At 72.6% G+C, this 16,794-nt stretch carries 14 protein-coding genes and 1 pseudogene; 7 read left to right on the top strand and 8 right to left on the bottom strand.

Going from position 1 to position 16,794, the window contains the following annotated elements; all coding sequences use genetic code 11:
* Window positions 1-172: 172 nt before the first annotated feature.
* Both IL992_RS02380 and IL992_RS02375 read right to left on the bottom strand, forming a co-directional pair.
* The gene (locus IL992_RS02380; RefSeq protein ID WP_226872072.1) at window positions 173-2,044 is read right to left on the bottom strand and encodes a bifunctional metallophosphatase/5'-nucleotidase; all 1,872 of its coding nucleotides are present in this window, start codon (window positions 2,042-2,044) and stop codon (window positions 173-175) included.
* A 474-nt stretch (window positions 2,045-2,518) separates the two neighbouring features.
* Window positions 2,519-3,067, bottom strand: coding sequence for a GNAT family N-acetyltransferase (locus tag IL992_RS02375; protein ID WP_193201792.1), 549 nt, complete (start codon window positions 3,065-3,067; stop codon window positions 2,519-2,521).
* A gap of 219 nt (window positions 3,068-3,286) precedes the next feature.
* Between IL992_RS02375 and IL992_RS02370 the strand changes: the two genes are divergently transcribed.
* Entirely contained in the window at window positions 3,287-3,811 is a 525-nt protein-coding gene (locus IL992_RS02370) for a DUF6789 family protein (RefSeq protein WP_193201619.1), read from the top strand.
* Window positions 3,812-4,022: 211 nt separating this feature from the next.
* Here the strand turns inward: IL992_RS02370 and IL992_RS02365 are convergent, their stop codons facing one another.
* Window positions 4,023-4,481, bottom strand: a complete 459-nt coding sequence (locus IL992_RS02365) for an alpha/beta hydrolase (RefSeq protein ID WP_193201618.1) — start codon at window positions 4,479-4,481, stop codon at window positions 4,023-4,025.
* 159 nt (window positions 4,482-4,640) lie between these two features.
* On the opposite strand from IL992_RS02365, the pseudogene IL992_RS02360 reads away from it, so the two are divergent.
* The 3 genes and pseudogenes from IL992_RS02360 to IL992_RS02350 all read left to right on the top strand — a co-directional run.
* Window positions 4,641-4,847, top strand: a pseudogene (locus IL992_RS02360) (response regulator transcription factor); the annotation flags it as partial.
* Between the two features lie 205 nt (window positions 4,848-5,052).
* Complete coding sequence (locus tag IL992_RS02355; protein ID WP_193201617.1) at window positions 5,053-5,670, top strand: DedA family protein; 618 nt, start codon at window positions 5,053-5,055, stop codon at window positions 5,668-5,670.
* A gap of 106 nt (window positions 5,671-5,776) precedes the next feature.
* The gene (locus IL992_RS02350; RefSeq protein WP_193201616.1) at window positions 5,777-6,175 is read left to right on the top strand and encodes a PPOX class F420-dependent oxidoreductase; all 399 of its coding nucleotides are present in this window, start codon (window positions 5,777-5,779) and stop codon (window positions 6,173-6,175) included.
* 109 nt (window positions 6,176-6,284) lie between these two features.
* Here the strand turns inward: IL992_RS02350 and IL992_RS02345 are convergent, their stop codons facing one another.
* Together IL992_RS02345 and IL992_RS02340 are read right to left on the bottom strand one after the other, a co-directional pair.
* Complete coding sequence (locus tag IL992_RS02345; RefSeq protein ID WP_319018276.1) at window positions 6,285-6,941, bottom strand: response regulator transcription factor; 657 nt, start codon at window positions 6,939-6,941, stop codon at window positions 6,285-6,287.
* Window positions 6,929-8,149, bottom strand: a complete 1,221-nt coding sequence (locus IL992_RS02340; RefSeq protein WP_319018275.1) for a sensor histidine kinase — start codon at window positions 8,147-8,149, stop codon at window positions 6,929-6,931. Before IL992_RS02340 ends, IL992_RS02345 begins: the two co-directional genes overlap by 13 nt.
* Before the next feature lie 124 nt (window positions 8,150-8,273).
* Here IL992_RS02340 and IL992_RS02335 point away from each other — a divergent pair, with 124 nt between their 5' ends.
* The 3 genes from IL992_RS02335 (at window position 8,274) to IL992_RS02325 (ending at window position 12,938) form a co-directional block, all read left to right on the top strand.
* Entirely contained in the window at window positions 8,274-9,017 is a 744-nt protein-coding gene (locus IL992_RS02335) for an ABC transporter ATP-binding protein (protein WP_193201614.1), read from the top strand.
* Window positions 9,011-11,389 (top strand): ABC transporter permease, encoded by a 2,379-nt coding sequence (locus tag IL992_RS02330; RefSeq protein ID WP_193201613.1) that lies wholly within the window; start codon window positions 9,011-9,013, stop codon window positions 11,387-11,389. The genes IL992_RS02335 and IL992_RS02330 overlap by 7 nt, the downstream gene beginning before the upstream one ends.
* A 202-nt stretch (window positions 11,390-11,591) precedes the next feature.
* The gene (locus tag IL992_RS02325; protein ID WP_193201612.1) at window positions 11,592-12,938 is read left to right on the top strand and encodes a sensor histidine kinase; all 1,347 of its coding nucleotides are present in this window, start codon (window positions 11,592-11,594) and stop codon (window positions 12,936-12,938) included.
* On the opposite strand, the gene IL992_RS02320 is transcribed toward IL992_RS02325, so the two are convergent.
* The 3 genes from IL992_RS02320 to egtC all read right to left on the bottom strand — a co-directional run bounded on the left by IL992_RS02320 (window position 12,928) and on the right by egtC (window position 16,793).
* Complete coding sequence (locus IL992_RS02320; protein ID WP_193201611.1) at window positions 12,928-14,994, bottom strand: phosphocholine-specific phospholipase C; 2,067 nt, start codon at window positions 14,992-14,994, stop codon at window positions 12,928-12,930. The genes IL992_RS02325 and IL992_RS02320 overlap by 11 nt on opposite strands.
* A 98-nt stretch (window positions 14,995-15,092) precedes the next feature.
* Window positions 15,093-16,082: an L-histidine N(alpha)-methyltransferase gene (gene egtD / locus IL992_RS02315; protein WP_193201610.1), complete on the bottom strand. Its 990-nt coding sequence runs from the start codon at window positions 16,080-16,082 to the stop codon at window positions 15,093-15,095.
* Window positions 16,083-16,091: 9 nt separating this feature from the next.
* Window positions 16,092-16,793: an ergothioneine biosynthesis protein EgtC gene (gene egtC / locus IL992_RS02310; RefSeq protein WP_193201609.1), complete on the bottom strand. Its 702-nt coding sequence runs from the start codon at window positions 16,791-16,793 to the stop codon at window positions 16,092-16,094.
* Window position 16,794 lies beyond the last annotated feature (1 nt).

Genomic DNA, 16,794 nt, shown 5'->3' with positions numbered 1-16,794 from the left:
GGCCCATGACCGCGAATTCCTGACCCGAGGCCGAGCCATACGCTCGCGGGGTGCTCGTCCGTCCGGAGTACGACGGTCCGGCAGTGCCCCGTAGAGCCCTGGCCTCGCGGCTCGACCTCGCTCTCGGGCTCGTGGCCGCCCACCAGCCCGGCGAGCGCCCGACGGGCGGCGATCAGGTGATCACGGTCACCCGGTCCTGGCGTGATGGGCTGATCTCCTCGTGCTCGCGCAGGTAGGCGATGAACTCCTCGTGATCGCGCCCGTTCCGGTATGGATCGGTGAAGGATGCGAGCGCGCCGTATCCGTCGGCCCCGATGAGGGTGTAGGCCAGCCCGGCGACGCGGTAGGACCTGGTCAGGTCGAGGGGCCGGCCGTCGATGAGGAAATTCGCGGGATCGACGCGCCGGCCGATCGGCTTGGTCGCATCGAAGGTGGCGCGCACGTTGGCGGAGAACGCGAGCGGGCCGTACACGACCGTCCCGTTGGAGCGCTTCTGCCACTGCTGCTCGAACGCCTGCCGGAGCTGCTCGCCGGTGAGCGTGACGGTGAGGATCGGGTTCTCGTAACCGAGCTGCGAGTACGCCTCCCCGTAAAGGATCACGCCATCCTGGTCGGCGGAGTTGGCGCCCTTGGCGAACAGCAGCCTTCCCGCCACCGCGTTGGAGCCGCTGACGGGCTTGGCCGCCACCATGCCGAAGTCGGCGCGGCCCTGGCGGTTCCGGTTCGCCGACCAGAGCATCAGGTCCGCGCCGAGGTCGCCCATGGTGGACTCGCCGCTCGCGTTCAGCGTGGGTGTGAAATCACCGGTGAGCCGGCCCGCGACGGTGGCATACCGCTGGTTGCCCAGGTCGGTCCAGTAGTCGACGATCCGCTGCATCTCCGGGTCCGGGGGCACGTCGAGGGTGACCGGGTGGTTGGTCGCCTTGGTCAGGTCCCGGACCACCTTGCCGGTGGCCGGGTCCAGCTTCAGGTTGATCTCGTTGATGATCTGTCCGGCGTGGCCCGCCTCGACGAAGGGCCGGAGGTTGCCCTCCGGGTCGGGCAGCATCGCGTTGAACCACCAGTGCCAGTGGCCGGTGATGATCGCGCAGATGTCCGGGTCGGCCTTGGCCGCCAGTTCGAGCGCCGGACCGCCGGCCGCCATGGTGGAGCCGTTGATCGGCGCGTGCCAGTTGTCCACCTGCTGCGCGCCGTCGTGCACGCACAGGACCAGGGCGTTGACCCCTCGGTCCTTGAGTATCCGCGCGTACCGGTTCGCCGTCTCGATCGGCTCCAGGCCGTCGAGGTCGGGATTGTAGGAACTGGAACCTGTCGGGCTGTGCGCGAGCGTGAGGTGGATGAAGCCTATGGGGTAGGTGCGCCCGCCCGGCCCCGTCACGTATTCGATGTTGTACGGCTGCAGCACGGGCTGCCCCGTCTCCCGCCACACCATGTTGGCGGAGTAGTAAGGAAAGCCCAGCCCCTTGTACCGTCGCCCGGTCGAGTCGCGGAAACTGGAGTCCCGGCCGGGCACGCCGATGGGGATGCCCTTGACCATGTGCCGCTGGAAATAGTCGATTCCGTAGTCCAGCTCGTGGTTGCCCAGAGTGGAGAACTGCAGGCCGAGCTTGTTCAGCACCTCGACCGGGCCCTCGTCGGAGAGCATCTTGTTGTCCAGGGGTTCTCCGCCGCAGTAGTTGTCCCCGATGGAGAAGAAGAACGAGTTCTGAGCGGCCCGCAACCGCCGCAGGTGTGTGGCGAGGTAGGCGGCGCCGCCGACGTGCAGGGTGAGGTTTCCCCCGGCGTCCGGCAGGTAGCCGTCTGCCGAGGAGGTGGGGGTGCGCAGGTTGCCGTGGAAGTCGGTGATGTTCAGCAGCTGGACGTCGATGAGATCGCCCGCCACGTGGTCGGCAGCCCGCTCCGACGCGTAGGCCGGCGTGCCCAGCGCGAACGCCGTGGCCGCTGCGCCGGCTCCGATCAGCAGCGAACGACGGGAGATGGGCGAACCGGACTCGCAACAACTGTTCACACGTTCCTCACAGGTCTCTCGGGGGAGCACCCGCATGAAATCGTGTAAACGTTTCCAGCAGTACCGCCGAAGAAGGCGATCATCCAAACATCCGGCGAATCAGACGGAACACAGCGACGGCCACAGGCGGGCGAGTCCTGTCCCTATCCCAGGCGGCCCAACGGATCGCACCACAGGGGCAGTTCGGCGTACGTCCGGGCGACCGCGGGAGGGCCGCGCCTGGGCGCGTCTGGGCGCCGCCCGGGAAACCCGCGATGCGCCGCTCCGGGTGGCGCGGCTCGTCGCGCCGCTGCCAGCCCGCACCTCGTGCCTTCCCACCACTGGCGGGCAACTGAGGTGATCAGAGCACTGGTCGCACGGCGGTCTCCACAAGCGACCGAGCTACACGAGGCATACCGCGAGCTCTGCGGCTCACCCGACGAGAAGCCGCTCCGGCGGTTCCAGCCCATCGTGATCAGGACTCGCTCGTGGGAGAAGTGGTCTGGGTGGTTCTCGGTGTTTCACGGCTGATCACCTGTCGGAACTCGCCGGTTCGTCTTGCCAGTCGGGAGGTGTGACCGTGCCGGAAAGCCAGTCGCGCCGGAGGATTCCGTAGCCGATCGCGTCGTGACACGTGCCATCCGGAGCCGGCCAGGCCTCCCGGTAGTGCGCCTCCTTCGCGTAGCCGCACTTGCGGAAGATCGCCCGCATCGCATGGTTGTCCTGGCGAGTCGTGCCCTCGATCCTCGAGATTCCGGGCAGCTCCGTGAACAGGTAGCCGGTCAGCCAGTGCACCGCCTTGGTGCCGACGCCGCGCCCCCGCCATGCCTGCCCTAGGCGCAGGTCGAAGATGGGCGTGTCATCGGTGAGATCCTGGAGCGTGACCAGCCCGAAGCGCTCACCGTTCACGAGCACCCAGAACGTTCTTGTCTCCTCGCCGTCGTAGAAGCCGTCGGCAACCCGTTGCCTGACCGTCGCCCGATCCTGCGTCCCCGCGTGGTACGGCCACTCTTCCTGTGTCAGGAAGTCGGCGAGCGCTTCTCCGTCAGCGGGTGAGAGTCGCAGAAACTCGATGTTCACCGCCTGATCGTGGTCGGCAGTGCGTGCGCCGGTCAAACGGATTTCGCGGCCGACCGGCAGGCCCTCCGTCCCGCCCGCACGGACGCGCCCCGTCGATGTTCCGAAGCCCAGGCGCCCGTCATCCCCGGGCCACGCCTCGCTGGTGGACGCCTTGATTGTTTACCGAAGACGGAGCACCGCGAGGGCAGGTGATCCGGTCCGGATGGGAAGAGGCTCCTCATGATGCGCAACCTGGTGAACGGCGCCGTCGGCGGCGCGCTCGCGACGGCCGTGTACAGCGCGATGCTGATGGCGGCGGACAGGGCCGGCCTGCTGGAGGAGCCGCCGCCGCGGCGGTTCGCACGAATGACCCTTTCCGGGCGCGACAAGCCCAGGAGGGGCGAGAACGTGCTGGGCACGATCGCGCACTTCGCGTTCGGCTCCTCCTGCGGTTCGGTGCTCGGCCTGCTGTCGGCCGGACAGCGGGTGCCGGTTCCGATCGGCACGGCGTACGGGTTGCTGGTGTGGTACTTCGGCTACCAGGGCCTGGCGCCGAGCATCGGCGCGTACCCGCCCGTCCCGAAGGACCGCGCGGGACGCCAGGCCGCGCTGCTGGCCGGACATCTGCTGTGGGGCACCGCCCTCGCCGTCGCGCTCAACCGGCTGCGGACCGAGAAGGCGCCCCTGACCGCCGAACTCGCGCCCCGCGTGCGCGAGCAGGTCCGGCGCGTCATGCCCACCCCCGAGCCCGTCTCGGCGCGGTGATCCCGGGGTCGCTGTTGCCCGCCGGTGACCGGCTGCTGCCGCGGGTTGCCGGTCATCATGAACGGCTTCGTGACGGGCTTGGCGGGGGTCGCGGGATTGTAGGAGCCGTCCAGGTTGACCGCGGCCTTGATGCGGTCGCTCACGGGCAGCAGGTGCGCCGCGCTCTGTCCGCCGACCGAGTGCCCGACCATCGCGATCCTGCTCTCGTCGATCAGCCGGTTCCAGCGCCGGCCCGCTCCAGCTGGTCCAGCACGAAGGTCGTGTCCGCCGCCCGCACCCGGGCGACCTTCTCCCCCAGCTCCGGGGTCTGGCCGCCCGCGCCGGCCCGGAACGTGACGGTCCTGCCGTCGGGGAACGTGGTGGCGACCGACTCGCAGGTGTGCTCGACGCCCGCGACCATGTAGCCCCGGCTCGCGAACTCCTCGGCCAGCGAGGTCAGCGTGGCCCGCGGCATGGTCATGCCGGGCGACATGACCACCAGCGGCCATCCACCCTTCTTGGCGAGCGCGGGCGCGGCGGCGCGGGCATGCGTCTTCGTCTTCGCGAGCGTGTCCGGCGGGAGGTTCTTCAGCTCGGGGAATCCCTTGAGGATCAGCGCCGACTCCCGCGGGGTCACGTACGGCGCGGCCGTGCCCTTCGCCTTCTTGGCCGGATACCAGAGGGAGACCATCAATTCACGCGGCCGGCCCTCCACCCAGGGGTCGGGCCGGCTGGAGTCGACCGGTGGACGTCCGACCGTCCGATCGCGTAGTGCCCGGTCGGAGCGGGCAGGGCCGGCTTGGGGGCAGGAGTGCCGTCTTGTTCGTCCATGCCCTCGCGTGCCGAGGTCGCGCGCAGGCGACTCGCCGCGCTCACGGCCAGGGAGGAGGACGTGATCAGGGCGCTGGCACGCGGCCTGTCGAACGCCGAGATCGGACGGGAGCCGAAGCTGTCCGAGCCGACGGTGAAGGCGCACGTGAGCCGGCTGCTCGCCAAGCTGGGCCTGGCCAACAGGGTGCAAGCGGCGATCCTCGTCCACGACGCCGACCTCGCGTGACGCGGGGGCTGGACCACGAAAGCAGGGAGGTGGCGCCTGCCGATCGTCCGCTGTGCCGTGACCTGCGGAGTGTCTGGCTTCACGGCGTGCCGGCCCTGACCCCCCTGTGAGGGATGGTCCCGCGTCCGATCCGGGATCTCCCGGATGTCCCCGGCGCTCCCCGGCCGACACGGTGTACGGGTGTCCAACGATCGGAGTCACGCTCATGTCGCACGCCATCCTCGACCTGGTCCAGCAGGTGATGTCATCGCCCTGGTTATACGTGGCGCTGTTCGCCCTGGCGCTGCTCGACGGGTTCTTCCCGATCGTGCCGGCCGAGACCTCGGTGATCACCGCCGCGGTGTTCGCCGCGTCGGGCGAGACCAACCTGGCCCTGGTCATCGTGGTCGCGGCTCTCGGCGCATGCGCGGGTGACCACGTCTCCTACCTGATCGGCAGCAGGTCGGCGGGCAGGCTGCGGGAGAAGAAGCCGTTCGTCTGGGCGCGGAACGCGCTGGCCGAGCGGGGCGGTCTCGTCCTGGTCGTGGCCAGATACATCCCCGGTGGACGCACTGCCACCACGCTCACCATGGGCGCCGTACGGCATCCGCTGCGCTCGTTCACGTTCTTCGACGCGATCGCGGCGGGCTCGTGGGCGGTGTACTCCGGGTTGATCGGCTTCTTCGGCGGCATGGCGTTCGAGAACGACCCGATCAAGGGCCTGTTCCTCGGCCTCGGCATCGCGCTGTCGATCGCCGCGATCGTCGAGCTGGTGAGATGGCTCAGGAAACGACGCGCCACCCGGCTCGCCCCGGAGCCTCTTCCCGCGCGCACCTCCGCCTGACCCTCTCCGGTGATCTGCCCTCGCGCCGGCTGGGAACATGGGAGCACGAGGCTCGGATCATGTCCCCGTTCTCGGCGTCAGCGTCAACGAATCAAGGAGGAGTCAGATGAGCAAGCTCGATGAGAACGCCGTAGCGCTGCTGAAGGAACCGGTCCACGCCTGGGTGACGACCATCCGGCCGGACGGATCGCTGCACAACACCGTGGTGTGGGTGGACGTCGACGGAGACGAAGTGATCTTCAACACCGCCGTGGGGCGGGCGAAGGAGCGGCATCTGCGTGACAACCCCCGGGTGTCGGTCAGCGTGCTCGACCCAGAGAACGCCTTCCGCTTCGTCAGCGTCTCGGGCACCGCCGAGCTGGAGCTCGAAGGCGCGGACGCGGTCATCGACGGCCTGGCGAAGAAGTACCTCGGAGTGGACACCTATCCCTACCGGCAGCCGGGAGAGCAGCGCATCACCGTGCGCGTCGTTCCCGAGAAGGTCATCTCCAGCGCCGGCCGCTGACGGGGCGTCCGCCGGGCGAGCACGCGCAGAGCCGCCCGGCACGCCTTCCCCCGCGCACCCACCCGCAGCGGCTCGGGGCCGCCGGGGCTGTCCGGCGCCTCGGGCTGGCTTATACGGCTGCGCGCAGGTAGGCGAGCACGGCGAGCACCCGGCGGTGGTCGTCGGCGTCCGGAGGCAGGTCGAGCTTGGCCAGGATGCTCGCGATGTGCTTGGCGACGGCCGCCTCGGAGACGAACAGCGCGCGGGCGATCGCGGCGTTCGACCGTCCCTCCGCGACGAGGGCGAGCACCTCGCGCTCGCGCGGCGTGAGCCGGGCCAGCGGATCGCGGCGCCCGCGCAGCAACTGCCGGACGACCTCGGCGTCGATCACCGTGCCGCCGCCCGCGACCGTCGTGACCGCGTCGGCGAACTGCGCGACGTCGCCGATCCGGTCCTTCAGCAGGTAGCCGACGCCGCCCCCGTCCGAGGAGCGGGTCTGGTCGAGCAGTTCGGCGGCGTAGGTCTGCTCGACGTACTGGCTGAGCACCAGCACCGCGAGGGCCGGCCGCGCCGCCCGCAGCTCCAGCACCGCCCGCAGCCCCTCGTCGCTGAAACCGGGCGGCATGCGCACGTCGGCGACGACGACGTCGGGGTCCTGCTCGGCGACCGCGGCGATCAGCGCGGGGGCGTCGCCGACGGCCGCGACCACGCTGTGCCCGAACCGTTCGAGCAGGCCGGCGAGGCCCTCCCGGAGCAGCACCGAGTCCTCCGCGATCACCACGCGCACGGGATCTCCGCCCTGACCGTGGTCGGGCCGCCGTACGGGCTCTCGACGGTCAGCGTGCCGCCGACGGCGGCCACCCGGTCGGCGAGCCCGGTCAGGCCGGTGCCGCGCGCCGGGTCCGCTCCCCCGCGCCCGTCGTCGCCGATCTCCAGCACGAGCCGTCCCCTGCGCAGCCGGCCGCGCACCGCGCAGGAGCCGGCCCCGCTGTGCTTGGCCACGTTCGCCAGCGCCTCGCAGGCGACGTAGTAGGCCGCCGCCTCCACCCGCTCGGGCAGCCGCCGGTCCAGCGCCACGTCCACCCGTGCGGGCACCGGAGACCTCCCGGCCACGTCGCGTACGGCGGCGGGCAGTCCCCGGTCGGTGAGCACCTGCGGATGGACGCCGTGGATCAGCTCACGCAGCTCCGCGAGCGCCTGCCCGGCCAGCTCGCGCGCCTCGTCGAGCCGCAGGGCGGCGGGCGAGCCCGGCGGCAGGTCGAGCCCGGCCAGGCCGAGCTTCATCGACAGCGCGACGAGCCGCTGCTGCGCGCCGTCGTGCAGGTCGCGCTCGATTCGGCGGCGCTCGGCCTCGAAGGCGTCCACCAGCCGCGCCCGGGACCGCGCGATCTCCCGCATCTCGGCCTCCTGCGGGACGAGCATCGCCCGCGCCATCGCCGCCCGCGCGCCCGCCCATGCGCTGACCGTGTACGCCGCGACGGGCACCAGCAGAAGCCCGACGGCCGAGCCGACGAAGGTCTCCCCCAGTGTGGCCTCGCCCTCGGGAGCGGTCGGCTGCACGACCGGGGAGAGGATCAGCACCGCCGGCCCGCCGATCGCGGCCGCCGCCACGAGCAGGTCGACCCACCAGAGCGCGACCAGCGCCACGAGGGCGTGCCCCGCCTCCCGCCACCCCGGCCACCAGCCGTCCGGCAGTCCGCGTACGGGCTGCCGGTCCGTGAGGCGCAGCCGCCACCGCTCGAACCGGGCCACGGGCGTCAGCAGCACGGCGGCCGCCACGAGGGACAGCGGCACGGCGAGCAGTCCGTCCACCGCACGGACGGGCACCAGCGCCGCGGCGAACGCGAGGCCGGGGACGACCCCGGCCAGCAGGTACGCCAGAGACCTCCACGGCCAGGCCGAGGCCAGGAAGCGCTGGGGCGGCCCGCTGAGCGCGTCCAGCGCGGTCCGGGGCACAAGGGTTACGGGGGCGGGGGCGAGGAGTGGGGCGGCCACGGCACCGACGTTAACCGCTGGGCGCGCCGATGTCGGTAGTGCTGGGGATACCCCTGGTTCTCGCCCCAGTGCCAGTGCCTCGCGGGCCCGCCGCCGGTTGGCTCGGCGCATGACACAAACCGGCATGACCCAGGCAACCGGGCAGGCGGTCCTGCTCGACTCGGTCCGCGTGGTGTACGGCGCCGGGCCGGGCGCGGTGACCGCCCTCGACGGCGTGACCCTCGGCTTCGGCCCGGGGACCTTCACCGCCGTGATGGGGCCCTCGGGCTCCGGCAAGTCCACGCTGCTGCACTGCGCCGCCGGGCTCGACCGGCCGACGGCAGGGACCGTGCTGATCGGCGGCACCGACCTCGGCCCGCTGAACGAGAAGGCGCTCACCTTGCTGCGCAGGGAACGGGTCGGCTTCGTCTTCCAGGAGTACAACCTGGTCGACGCGCTCACCGCCGAGGAGAACGTGGCGCTCCCCCTCCGCCTGGGCGGGCGCCGCCCCGCCCCCGACGAGGTGCGCGACGCGCTCGCCGAGGTCGGCCTGGACCGGCGGGCCGGGCATCGGCCCGCCGAACTCTCCGGCGGCGAGCGGCAGCGGGTGGCGATCGCCCGCACACTCATCACCCGGCCCGCCGTGCTCTTCGCGGACGAGCCGACCGGCGCGCTCGACCGCGCCGCGTCCCGCGTGGTCATGGACCTCCTGCGCGCGCTCGTCGACGCCCACGGGCAGACCGTCGTCATGGTCACGCACGACCCCGCCGCCGCGGCGTACGCGGACCGGGTCGTGCTGCTGGCCGACGGCCGGCTCGCCGGGGAGCTGGACCGGTCGAGCGCCGCCGAGATCGCCGCCCGCATGGCCCTGCTGGAGGAGGCGTGCTGAGCCTCTCTCTGCTCCGTAACCGGTGGACCGGCCTCGCGGGCACCTTCGTCGCGCTCTGCCTCGGCGCCGCGGTCCTCACCGCGAGCGCGCTGCTGCTGACGTCCGCGGGCCCGCGGGTGCCCGCGCGGTACGCCGCCGCGCCCCTGCTCGTACGCACCCCCGGCGTGCCCGGGGACGACAACGCCTTCGCCGAGAACCGGCCCTGGTCTCCGGAGACGGCAGAGGCGCTGGTCCGGGCGCTGACGCCGGTGCCCGGCGTCGCGGCGGCCGTCCCCGACCGCGCCTTCTACGCCCAGGCCGTCGTCCGGGGCAGGCCGGTCGGCGGGCACGAGGCACGGGGCTGGAGTGCCGCGGCGCTTGCGCCGCACCGGCTGGTGGCGGGCAGGCCGCCGGTCCGCGCCGGTGAGGTGGTGCTCGACCGCGCGCTCGGGCTCGCGCCGGGCTCGCCCGTCACGTTGCTGACCGCCAGGGGACCCGCGGCGTACACGGTCAGCGGGCTCACCGACGGCCCCGGGCCGTACGTCTCGGACGGCGAGGCCGGGCGCCTCGGGGGCGGCGTACGCGTCATCGGATTGCTCACCCGGCCGGGTGCCGATCTTGCCGCTGTGCGGGCTGCCGTGCGGCGTGCCGTGTTCGGCGTCGCCGGCGGGTCCGGGGAGGTGCTCGCCGGGGCGGACCGGGCGGCGGCCGAGTCCGCCGCCGACGCGCGGACCCGCTGGATCGGCATGCAGGTGCTGACCGCGATGGCGCTGCTCGGCGGGTTCGTGTCGGTGTTCGTGGTGGCCTCCACGTTCGCGTTCCGGGTCACCCAGCGGCGCCGGGAGTTCGGCCTGCTGCGGGCGGTCGGCGCGACCCCGCGCCAGGTGCGGCTGATCGTGTACGGCGAGGCGCTCACCGTGGGAGCCGTCGCCGCCGTGGCGGGGGCGCTGCTGGGCGCGGCCGTCGCGCCGGCCGTGGGCGGGGTGCTCGTCACGGCGGGCTTCGAGCCCGAGTCGTTCGGCGTGCGGTTCGCCCCGCTGCCCGTGGCCGGAGCGGTCGCGGCCGGGATCGCGGCGGGCCTGCTCGGCGCGTGGTCCGCCTCCGGCAGGGCCGCCCGGGTCCGCCCGCTGGAGGCCCTTCGCGACCACGCGGCGGGCGGCGCGCCGATGACCCGCGTGCGGTGGATCGCGGGCGCGGTGTCGGTCGCGGGCGGCCTGGCCCTGGCGGCGGCGAGCGGGTCCGCCCGGGAAGACGCCCTGGTGAACGACGTCCTGCTCGCCGCGATGGCGCTGATCGCCGGGCTCACCCTGCTCGCGCCGGCCGTCCTCCCGCCGCTCGTGCGTGCCCTCTCGTGGCCGGTCTCCCGGTCGGCCGTGGGCATGCTGGCCGGGCGGAGCGCGATGACGGCCGTGCGGCGCACCGCCGCCACGGCGGCCCCGGTGCTGCTGACGGTGGGCTTCGCCGTGCTCGTCACCGGCATGGTCCGCACGACCGCCGCCGCGTACACGGCGGGGCGGGCGGCGGACACGCCCGCGGCGGCGGTGCTGGTGCCCGACGGCGCCCCCGGCCTGTCGGACGCGGCGCTCGCGGCGGCGTCGGCCCCCTCGGCGATCACGGCCCCGCTGCCCACCACCGTGTACGGCGACCGGCCGCTCGCCGCGCTCGGCGGCGATCACCTCACGACCGACGAGACGGCGATCGCGGAATGGGTCGCCCGGGACCGCGGGTGGCGGAAGGGAGACGTCGTGCCGCTCACCTTCGAGGACGGCAGGACCGTGCGCCTGCGGATCGCGGCGGTGCTGTCCGACGCGCCGGCGGAGGTGCTGGTCTCCAGGGACACGGTCCGGGCGCACGACCCGTCGGCGCTGACCCCCGAGGCGTACGTGTCCCGGCCGGCCGGGATGGTCTTCCCGGGGGCGAAGACGGTGAGCGTCGCCGACCGCGCGGCCGGCGACCAGGCGGAGGAGGACCGGCTCGTCTGGCTGTTCACGCTCCTGCTGGTCGGGGTCTCGGCCGGTTACTCGGGCCTGGCGATCGTCAACACGCAGGTCATGGCGGCGTCGGCACGCGCACGCGAGTTCGCGGTCCTGCGCCTGTCCGGCGCGACGCGGCGGCAGGTGACCGTGGCGGCCGCGGCCGAGGCGGCGCTCGTCACCGGGATCGGCACCGTGCTCGGTCTCGCCGTGGCCGTTCCCGCGCTGCTCGGAATGCGCGCCGGGCTGGCGCAGAAGTCCGGCGCGGCCGTTCCCCTGGTCGTCCCCTGGCCCGCGGTCGCGGCCGTCGTCGCCGCCTGTCTCGTTCTCGCGGCGGGAGCGAGCACGATTTTCACAGGAAAAACATCTTCCACTTCTCAAAAAAGATCGTCCAGGCCTCTTACCAGCGCAGATGCTTGATCAGGCAAAGGAATCGTCGATCCTTCCCCTTGTTTTCGCAAGGGTTGCGATCCGGCGTGTTCAGGCGGCCCTGTTTCCGGATAGCCCTTATTAACATTTTTTTCCTGAGCATTGCATTACGGACACGGATGGAGGGGTCATGGCGGGCTGGCGCATGCCTTCCCTTTTACGCCCGCGCTCGATCCAGGCGCGGACCGCCCTGATGAGCGCGGTCCTCTCCCTCCTCGTCCTCACGGTGATCGGGCTCGGCCTGGACATCGCCGTACGCAACCGCATCCACAGCCATCTCTTCATGGACACCCAGCGGGTGGCCACCGACTGGATCGCCTCGATGGGTCCCAACGGCATCCCCGAGCCGCCCGCGGCGCGCGACGACCTCGTGCAGCTCGTCGACTCCCGCAACCGGGTGATCACCGCCAGCCGGGCGGCGAGCGGCCGGGCTCCGCTGACCTCCCCCTTCCCCACGGGCCAGGACCGCCTGCAGTACCGGATCGAGTGCCCGGAGCGGGGCCGGTGCGTCGTGCTCACCGCCGTACGGGTCCTGCCGGTGCAGTCCCGGCTGTTCTGGGACGGCGAGCCGCACGCCGTGTACGCGGGGAGGACCGAGCCCGCTCTCCTGGCCACGCGGCGGCTGGAACTGTTCATCGCGATCGGAGTGCTGCTGATGACCGCCGGATGGACCTGGGCGAGCTGGCGCGCCGCGGGCCGCACGCTGCGCCCGGTCAGGGAGATTCGCGAGAGGGTGACCGAGATCAGCGTGCGCGACCTGAGCCTGCGCGTTCCCCAGCCGCCCGGCCGCGACGAGATCGCCGAGCTCGCCCGGGCCTCCAACAACTTCCTCGAACGCCTCGACTCCTCGGTGCGCCAGCAGCGGCACTTCGCCTCGATGGTCTCCCACGAGCTGCGGACCCCGCTCGCCGGGCTGCGCACACAACTGGAGGAGGCCCTGCTCTACCGCGAGGAGACCGATCCGTACGAGACCATCCGTACGGCGGTGCGCACCACCGAGCGGTGCCAGGCGATCATCGACGAGATGCTGACGGTCGCCCGCGTCCGCACGGCCTCGACGGCCGAACCCGAGCCGGTCGACCTCGGGACGCTCGTGCGGGAGGAGGCCGCCGCCCGCACGGACGGCGTGCCCGTGCACGTCGAGGTCGAGGACGAGGTGACCGTGCTCGGCAACCGGGTCCAGCTGTGCGGCGTGCTGACCAACCTGCTGGTCAACGCCCAGCGCCACGCATGCAGCAGGGTCGATGTCACGGTCGCGCGGGCCGGGGACGAGGCGGTCGTCACCGTGCTCGACGACGGCGACGGCATCGCGCCGGAGGACCGCGAGCGGGTCTTCGAGCCGTTCGTCCGCCTGAAGGACGGGCGGCGCCGCGACCCCAAGGGCACCGGGCTGGGCCTCGCCCTGTGCCGCGTCACGGCGGACGCGCACCACGGGACGCTGCGGGTCGAGGACTCCCCGCGCGGCGCCCGCTTCGTCCTGCGCCTGCCGCTGCCCGCGGGCGCCTCGGCCGCGGGCAGCGCGCCGCAGCTCAGCCGGTGACGCTCGGCCGGCCGTTCTCGATGTGGCCCATCAGGCGGCGGTTGAAGGACGGGTCGTCCGCGCAGGAGATCTGGATGTCGTACCAGCCCCTGGCCCGCCGGGCGGGCCACGGCAGGCGCCGCCGCGCACCGGGCCGCAGCACGACCTCCGTCTCCTTGTCGTCGTAGGCCAGCGCGCGGACGTGCAGGCGCACCTCCCGGCGGCCGTTGTTGGCGATCTCGATGTCCAGCCGCAGCGCCTCACCGTGGACGGTGCTGGACACCTCGACCCCGGCCGCGCCGCCGGTGAGTGACCCGCCGAACTCCCGGCGGAAGCCATTCGGACCGGTGAGCACCAGGTCGTAGTGGTCGCCCGGCACCGGGACGAGCCTGGTGGCCGAGCCGCGCACGTCCAGGTGGAGCGGCGCGGGCAGCTCCCCGGCGTAGGGATGGAGCGCCAGGTGCACGCTCTGTGCGCCGTCGTTGGCGACCGCCAGCCGCAGCGTGTCGCCCCTGAGCGCGACCGAGGCGTCCGGCTGGTACGGCAGGGGCCGCGCCGGCCGCACACCCTCCTCCTGGACGGGCATGCGCTGGTCGGCCGGCGGGGAGGGCCGCCAGCGGCCGGTGAACGCCGGCACCGGACCGGGGTGCGCGGGGGTGGGCCGCGGGCCGGCCGAGGTGAAGTCGAAGGCCGAGGTGAGGTCGCCGGAGACGGTGCGCCGCCAGGCGGAGATGTCGGGGAAGCGCACCCCCAGCCAGGTCTCCAGGAAGCGGACCGTGGAGGAGTGGTCGAAGATCTGCGAGCAGACGTGCCCGCCGATCGTCCACGGCGAGATCACGATCATCGGCACCCGGATGCCGAGGCCGATCGGCTTGCCGTCGTAGAACTCGTCGGCCTGTTCGGCCGGGGGCCGCGGCGGCGGCACGTGGTCGAAGAAGCCGTCGTTCTCGTCGTAGGTGATGAACAGCGCCGTCGAGCGCCACACCTCGGGGTTCGACGCGATCGCGTCGAGGATGTCGTAGGTGATCTGCGCGCTCTGGATCGGCGAGGACGCACTGGGGTGTTCGGAGTCGGCCGCCGAAGGGACGAGGTAGCTGACCTCGGGCAGCCGCCCGGCCTCGACGTCGGCGCGGAACTCGGCGGCGAGCGTGTCGGGCCGCAGGCGGCGCAGCGCCCGGTCGTACAGTGAGCGCTCCTTGGGCGTCAGCGCCGCCACGCCCTCCTCCAGCCGCGCCAGCATCTGCTCCCGCTGTGCCTCCGGCGCCCGGAACAGCGCGGAGTAGAAGGAGTCCATGCTCAGGTGGTCGCCGCGCAGCGCCTTGCGCGCGATCCGGCGGAACTCGGCGAAGAACTCGAGGTTGTTGTCCTCGTAGTTGTCCCACTCCTGGTAGACCTTCCAGGAGTGCCCGGCGGCCTCCAGGATCTCCCCGGCGTTCGCCCACGTGTACCCCGCGTGGGAGTCCTCGCTGTAGGCGGAGTTGTCGATCGCCCGCTTCGTCGTCCCCGGCTCGTAGCCGGTGTGCCCGCTCACGTGGTAGTTACGGTTCGGGCTCGTGGACGACAGCACCGAGCAGAAGTAGTGGTCGCAGATCGTGAAGGTGTCGGCCAGCTCGTACTGCAGCGGGATGTCCTCACGCCGGTAGTACGTCATGGTGGCCGGGCTCTTGGCCGCGATCCAGCCGTTGTGCCAGCCGTCCGCCGCGGCCGCCTGCCCGTCGTTCCAGCCGTGCGCGAGCGCCGAGATCCACTGCAGGTCTCTGCCCACCAGGTCGGCGGCCTCGCGCACCGGGAACGGCAGCACCCGGCCCGCGCCGTCGGGCTGCTCGAACACCGGCCTGCCGTCCGGCAGCCTGACGGCGTTGCGGTCCCCATAGCCGCGCACGCCCCGCAGGGTGCCGAAGTAGTGGTCGAACGACCGGTTCTCCTGCATGAGGAAGACGACGTGCTTGATCGCGGACAGGCCGCCGCGCGGCACCGGCATGGCCATCGCCCGGTGCACCGAGGCAGGCAGCAGCGACGCGGCGGCGGCGCCTGCGCCTGCGGCGAGGAACCCGCGGCGGGACAGACCCTGGGACATCGTGGTCCTTTCACTTCGGCCGCCCGCTTACGGCGGCCCGGCGAGGTGATCACAGCCCCTCGCGGTGGCAGGACGACGACATCCTCCGGCACTGCCGGTTAAGGGTTGGCGAACCTCCCCGGGGACGCGGGCACCGCGGCCAGGGTCAGCGCGAAGTCGCCGGCGCTGTCGGTGTACCAGCGGCAGACCGCGAACCCGGCCCGGGACAGCTCGCCGAGCACGCCCTCCCTGCGGAACTTGGCGCTGATCTCCGTGCGCATCTCCTCGCCCTCGGCGAAGGCGACCGTGAGGCCGAGCGCCCGGATCGGAACCTCCATGGGCCGGGTGGCCCGCAGGCGCATCTCGATCCAGTCGTTGTCCTCGTCCCACTGCGCGACGTGCTCGAACGCCTCCGGCTCGAACCCGGCGTCCAGCTCCCGGTTGAGCACGTGCAGCACGTTGCGGTTGAAGGCGGCCGTCACGCCCCCCGGGTCGTCGTACGCCGCGACCAGCCGTCCCCTGTCCTTCACCAGGTCGGTGCCGAGCAGCAGGGTGTCGCCCGGCCTCAGCGTGGCCCGCAGTTCCTTGAGAAACACCTCCCGCGCGGCGGGCGGGAGGTTGCCGATCGTGCCGCCGAGGAACGCCACCAGCCGCCTGCCGGTCCTCGGCAGCAGCGCCAGGTGCTGCTCGAAGTCGGCGCGCACCGGCCGTACGTCCAGGCCGGGATAGCGTACGGCGAGCCGCTCCGCCGCGGCCTCCAGCGTGACGTCGTCCACGTCGACCGGCGTGTAGCCCCTCAGCGTGCCCGCGTTGGCCAGCGCGTCGAGCAGCAGCACGGTCTTCTCGCTGGTGCCCGAGCCCAGCTCGACGAGCGTGTCGGCGCGGCTGAGCCCCGCGACGTCGACGGCGCGGCGGCGCAGGATCTCCAGCTCACGCCGGGTGGGGTAGTACTCCGCCAGCCGGGTGATCCGCGAGAACAGCTCACTGCCCGCGGCGTCGTAGAACCATTTGGGCGGCAGCCACTTGGGCGACGAGGTGAGCCCGGCGCGTACGTCGTTCTCCAGAGCCTGGCGCAGGTAGTCACCGCCGAGATGGTCGGTCACGCTCATGGTCACCTCTCAATCGATGGGTGTCACCGAAACGCCGTCGGGAGACGCGAGCAGCAGGCTCCGGTCGGGCACGGCCCGCCAGCCCGGCCGGCCGTCCAGCGGCTCGCTCGCGACGAGCACCCCCTCCGCCAGGTGCGTGAACAACGTGTCGCCCCACGCGACGGCGGCCAGGTGGGAACCTCCCGTGACGAGCAGGTTGAGCCGGGCCTCCCGGTCGCCCTCGGCGGCCGCGCGGACGACGGCGGGCAGGACGTCGGCGAGCGGCAGACCGTCCCGCAACCGGGTGAACACGGCCGCGGCGAGCCACGCCGAGTCGCACACGCTCTCCGCGTCGGCCGCGAGGGGCCGGACGGCCTCGCGCCTGACCCGCCCGTTGTGGCTGAGCAGCCAGGGTCCGTCGGCGAACGGCGCGGTGGCCGTCTCCTCGATCGGCATGCCCACCGTGGCCGACCGCACCGCCGCGATCAGGCAGGACGAGCGGGCCGCCGCGGCGAGGCCGGGCATGTTGGCGTCCGCCCAGATGGGCACCGTACGGCGGTAGCGCACGGGCCGGGCCCCGTCGTACCAGCCGAAGCCGAACCCGTCGGCGTTCACCGTGCCGTACTTCTGCAGGCGCGGCGCGTACGACTGGCGCAGCAGGCCGTGTTCGGGGTCGCTGATGAGCGTGGTCAGGGACCTCGCCGGGCCCAGCCACGCCGCGTGACGGCACATC

The sequence above is a fragment of the Microbispora sitophila genome, from assembly GCF_014892245.1.
GTDB classification, from domain to species: Bacteria; Actinomycetota; Actinomycetes; order Streptosporangiales; family Streptosporangiaceae; genus Microbispora; species Microbispora siamensis.
This window is presented reverse-complemented; position numbering and strand designations above follow the sequence as displayed.

What these genes read in the sequence shown, in the direction of transcription:
- IL992_RS02380 (WP_226872072.1), bottom strand. Translation starts at nt 2,044, where the DNA reads ATGCGGGTGCTCCCCCGAGAGACCTGTGAGGAACGTGTGAACAGTTGT.
- IL992_RS02370 (WP_193201619.1), top strand. Translation starts at nt 3,287, where the DNA reads ATGATGCGCAACCTGGTGAACGGCGCCGTCGGCGGCGCGCTCGCGACG.
- IL992_RS02365 (WP_193201618.1), bottom strand. Translation starts at nt 4,481, where the DNA reads ATGGTCTCCCTCTGGTATCCGGCCAAGAAGGCGAAGGGCACGGCCGCG.
- IL992_RS02355 (WP_193201617.1), top strand. Translation starts at nt 5,053, where the DNA reads ATGTCGCACGCCATCCTCGACCTGGTCCAGCAGGTGATGTCATCGCCC.
- IL992_RS02350 (WP_193201616.1), top strand. Translation starts at nt 5,777, where the DNA reads ATGAGCAAGCTCGATGAGAACGCCGTAGCGCTGCTGAAGGAACCGGTC.
- IL992_RS02335 (WP_193201614.1), top strand. Translation starts at nt 8,274, where the DNA reads ATGACCCAGGCAACCGGGCAGGCGGTCCTGCTCGACTCGGTCCGCGTG.
- IL992_RS02325 (WP_193201612.1), top strand. Translation starts at nt 11,592, where the DNA reads ATGAGCGCGGTCCTCTCCCTCCTCGTCCTCACGGTGATCGGGCTCGGC.
- IL992_RS02320 (WP_193201611.1), bottom strand. Translation starts at nt 14,994, where the DNA reads ATGTCCCAGGGTCTGTCCCGCCGCGGGTTCCTCGCCGCAGGCGCAGGC.
- egtD (WP_193201610.1), bottom strand. Translation starts at nt 16,082, where the DNA reads ATGAGCGTGACCGACCATCTCGGCGGTGACTACCTGCGCCAGGCTCTG.
- egtC (WP_193201609.1), bottom strand. Translation starts at nt 16,793, where the DNA reads ATGTGCCGTCACGCGGCGTGGCTGGGCCCGGCGAGGTCCCTGACCACG.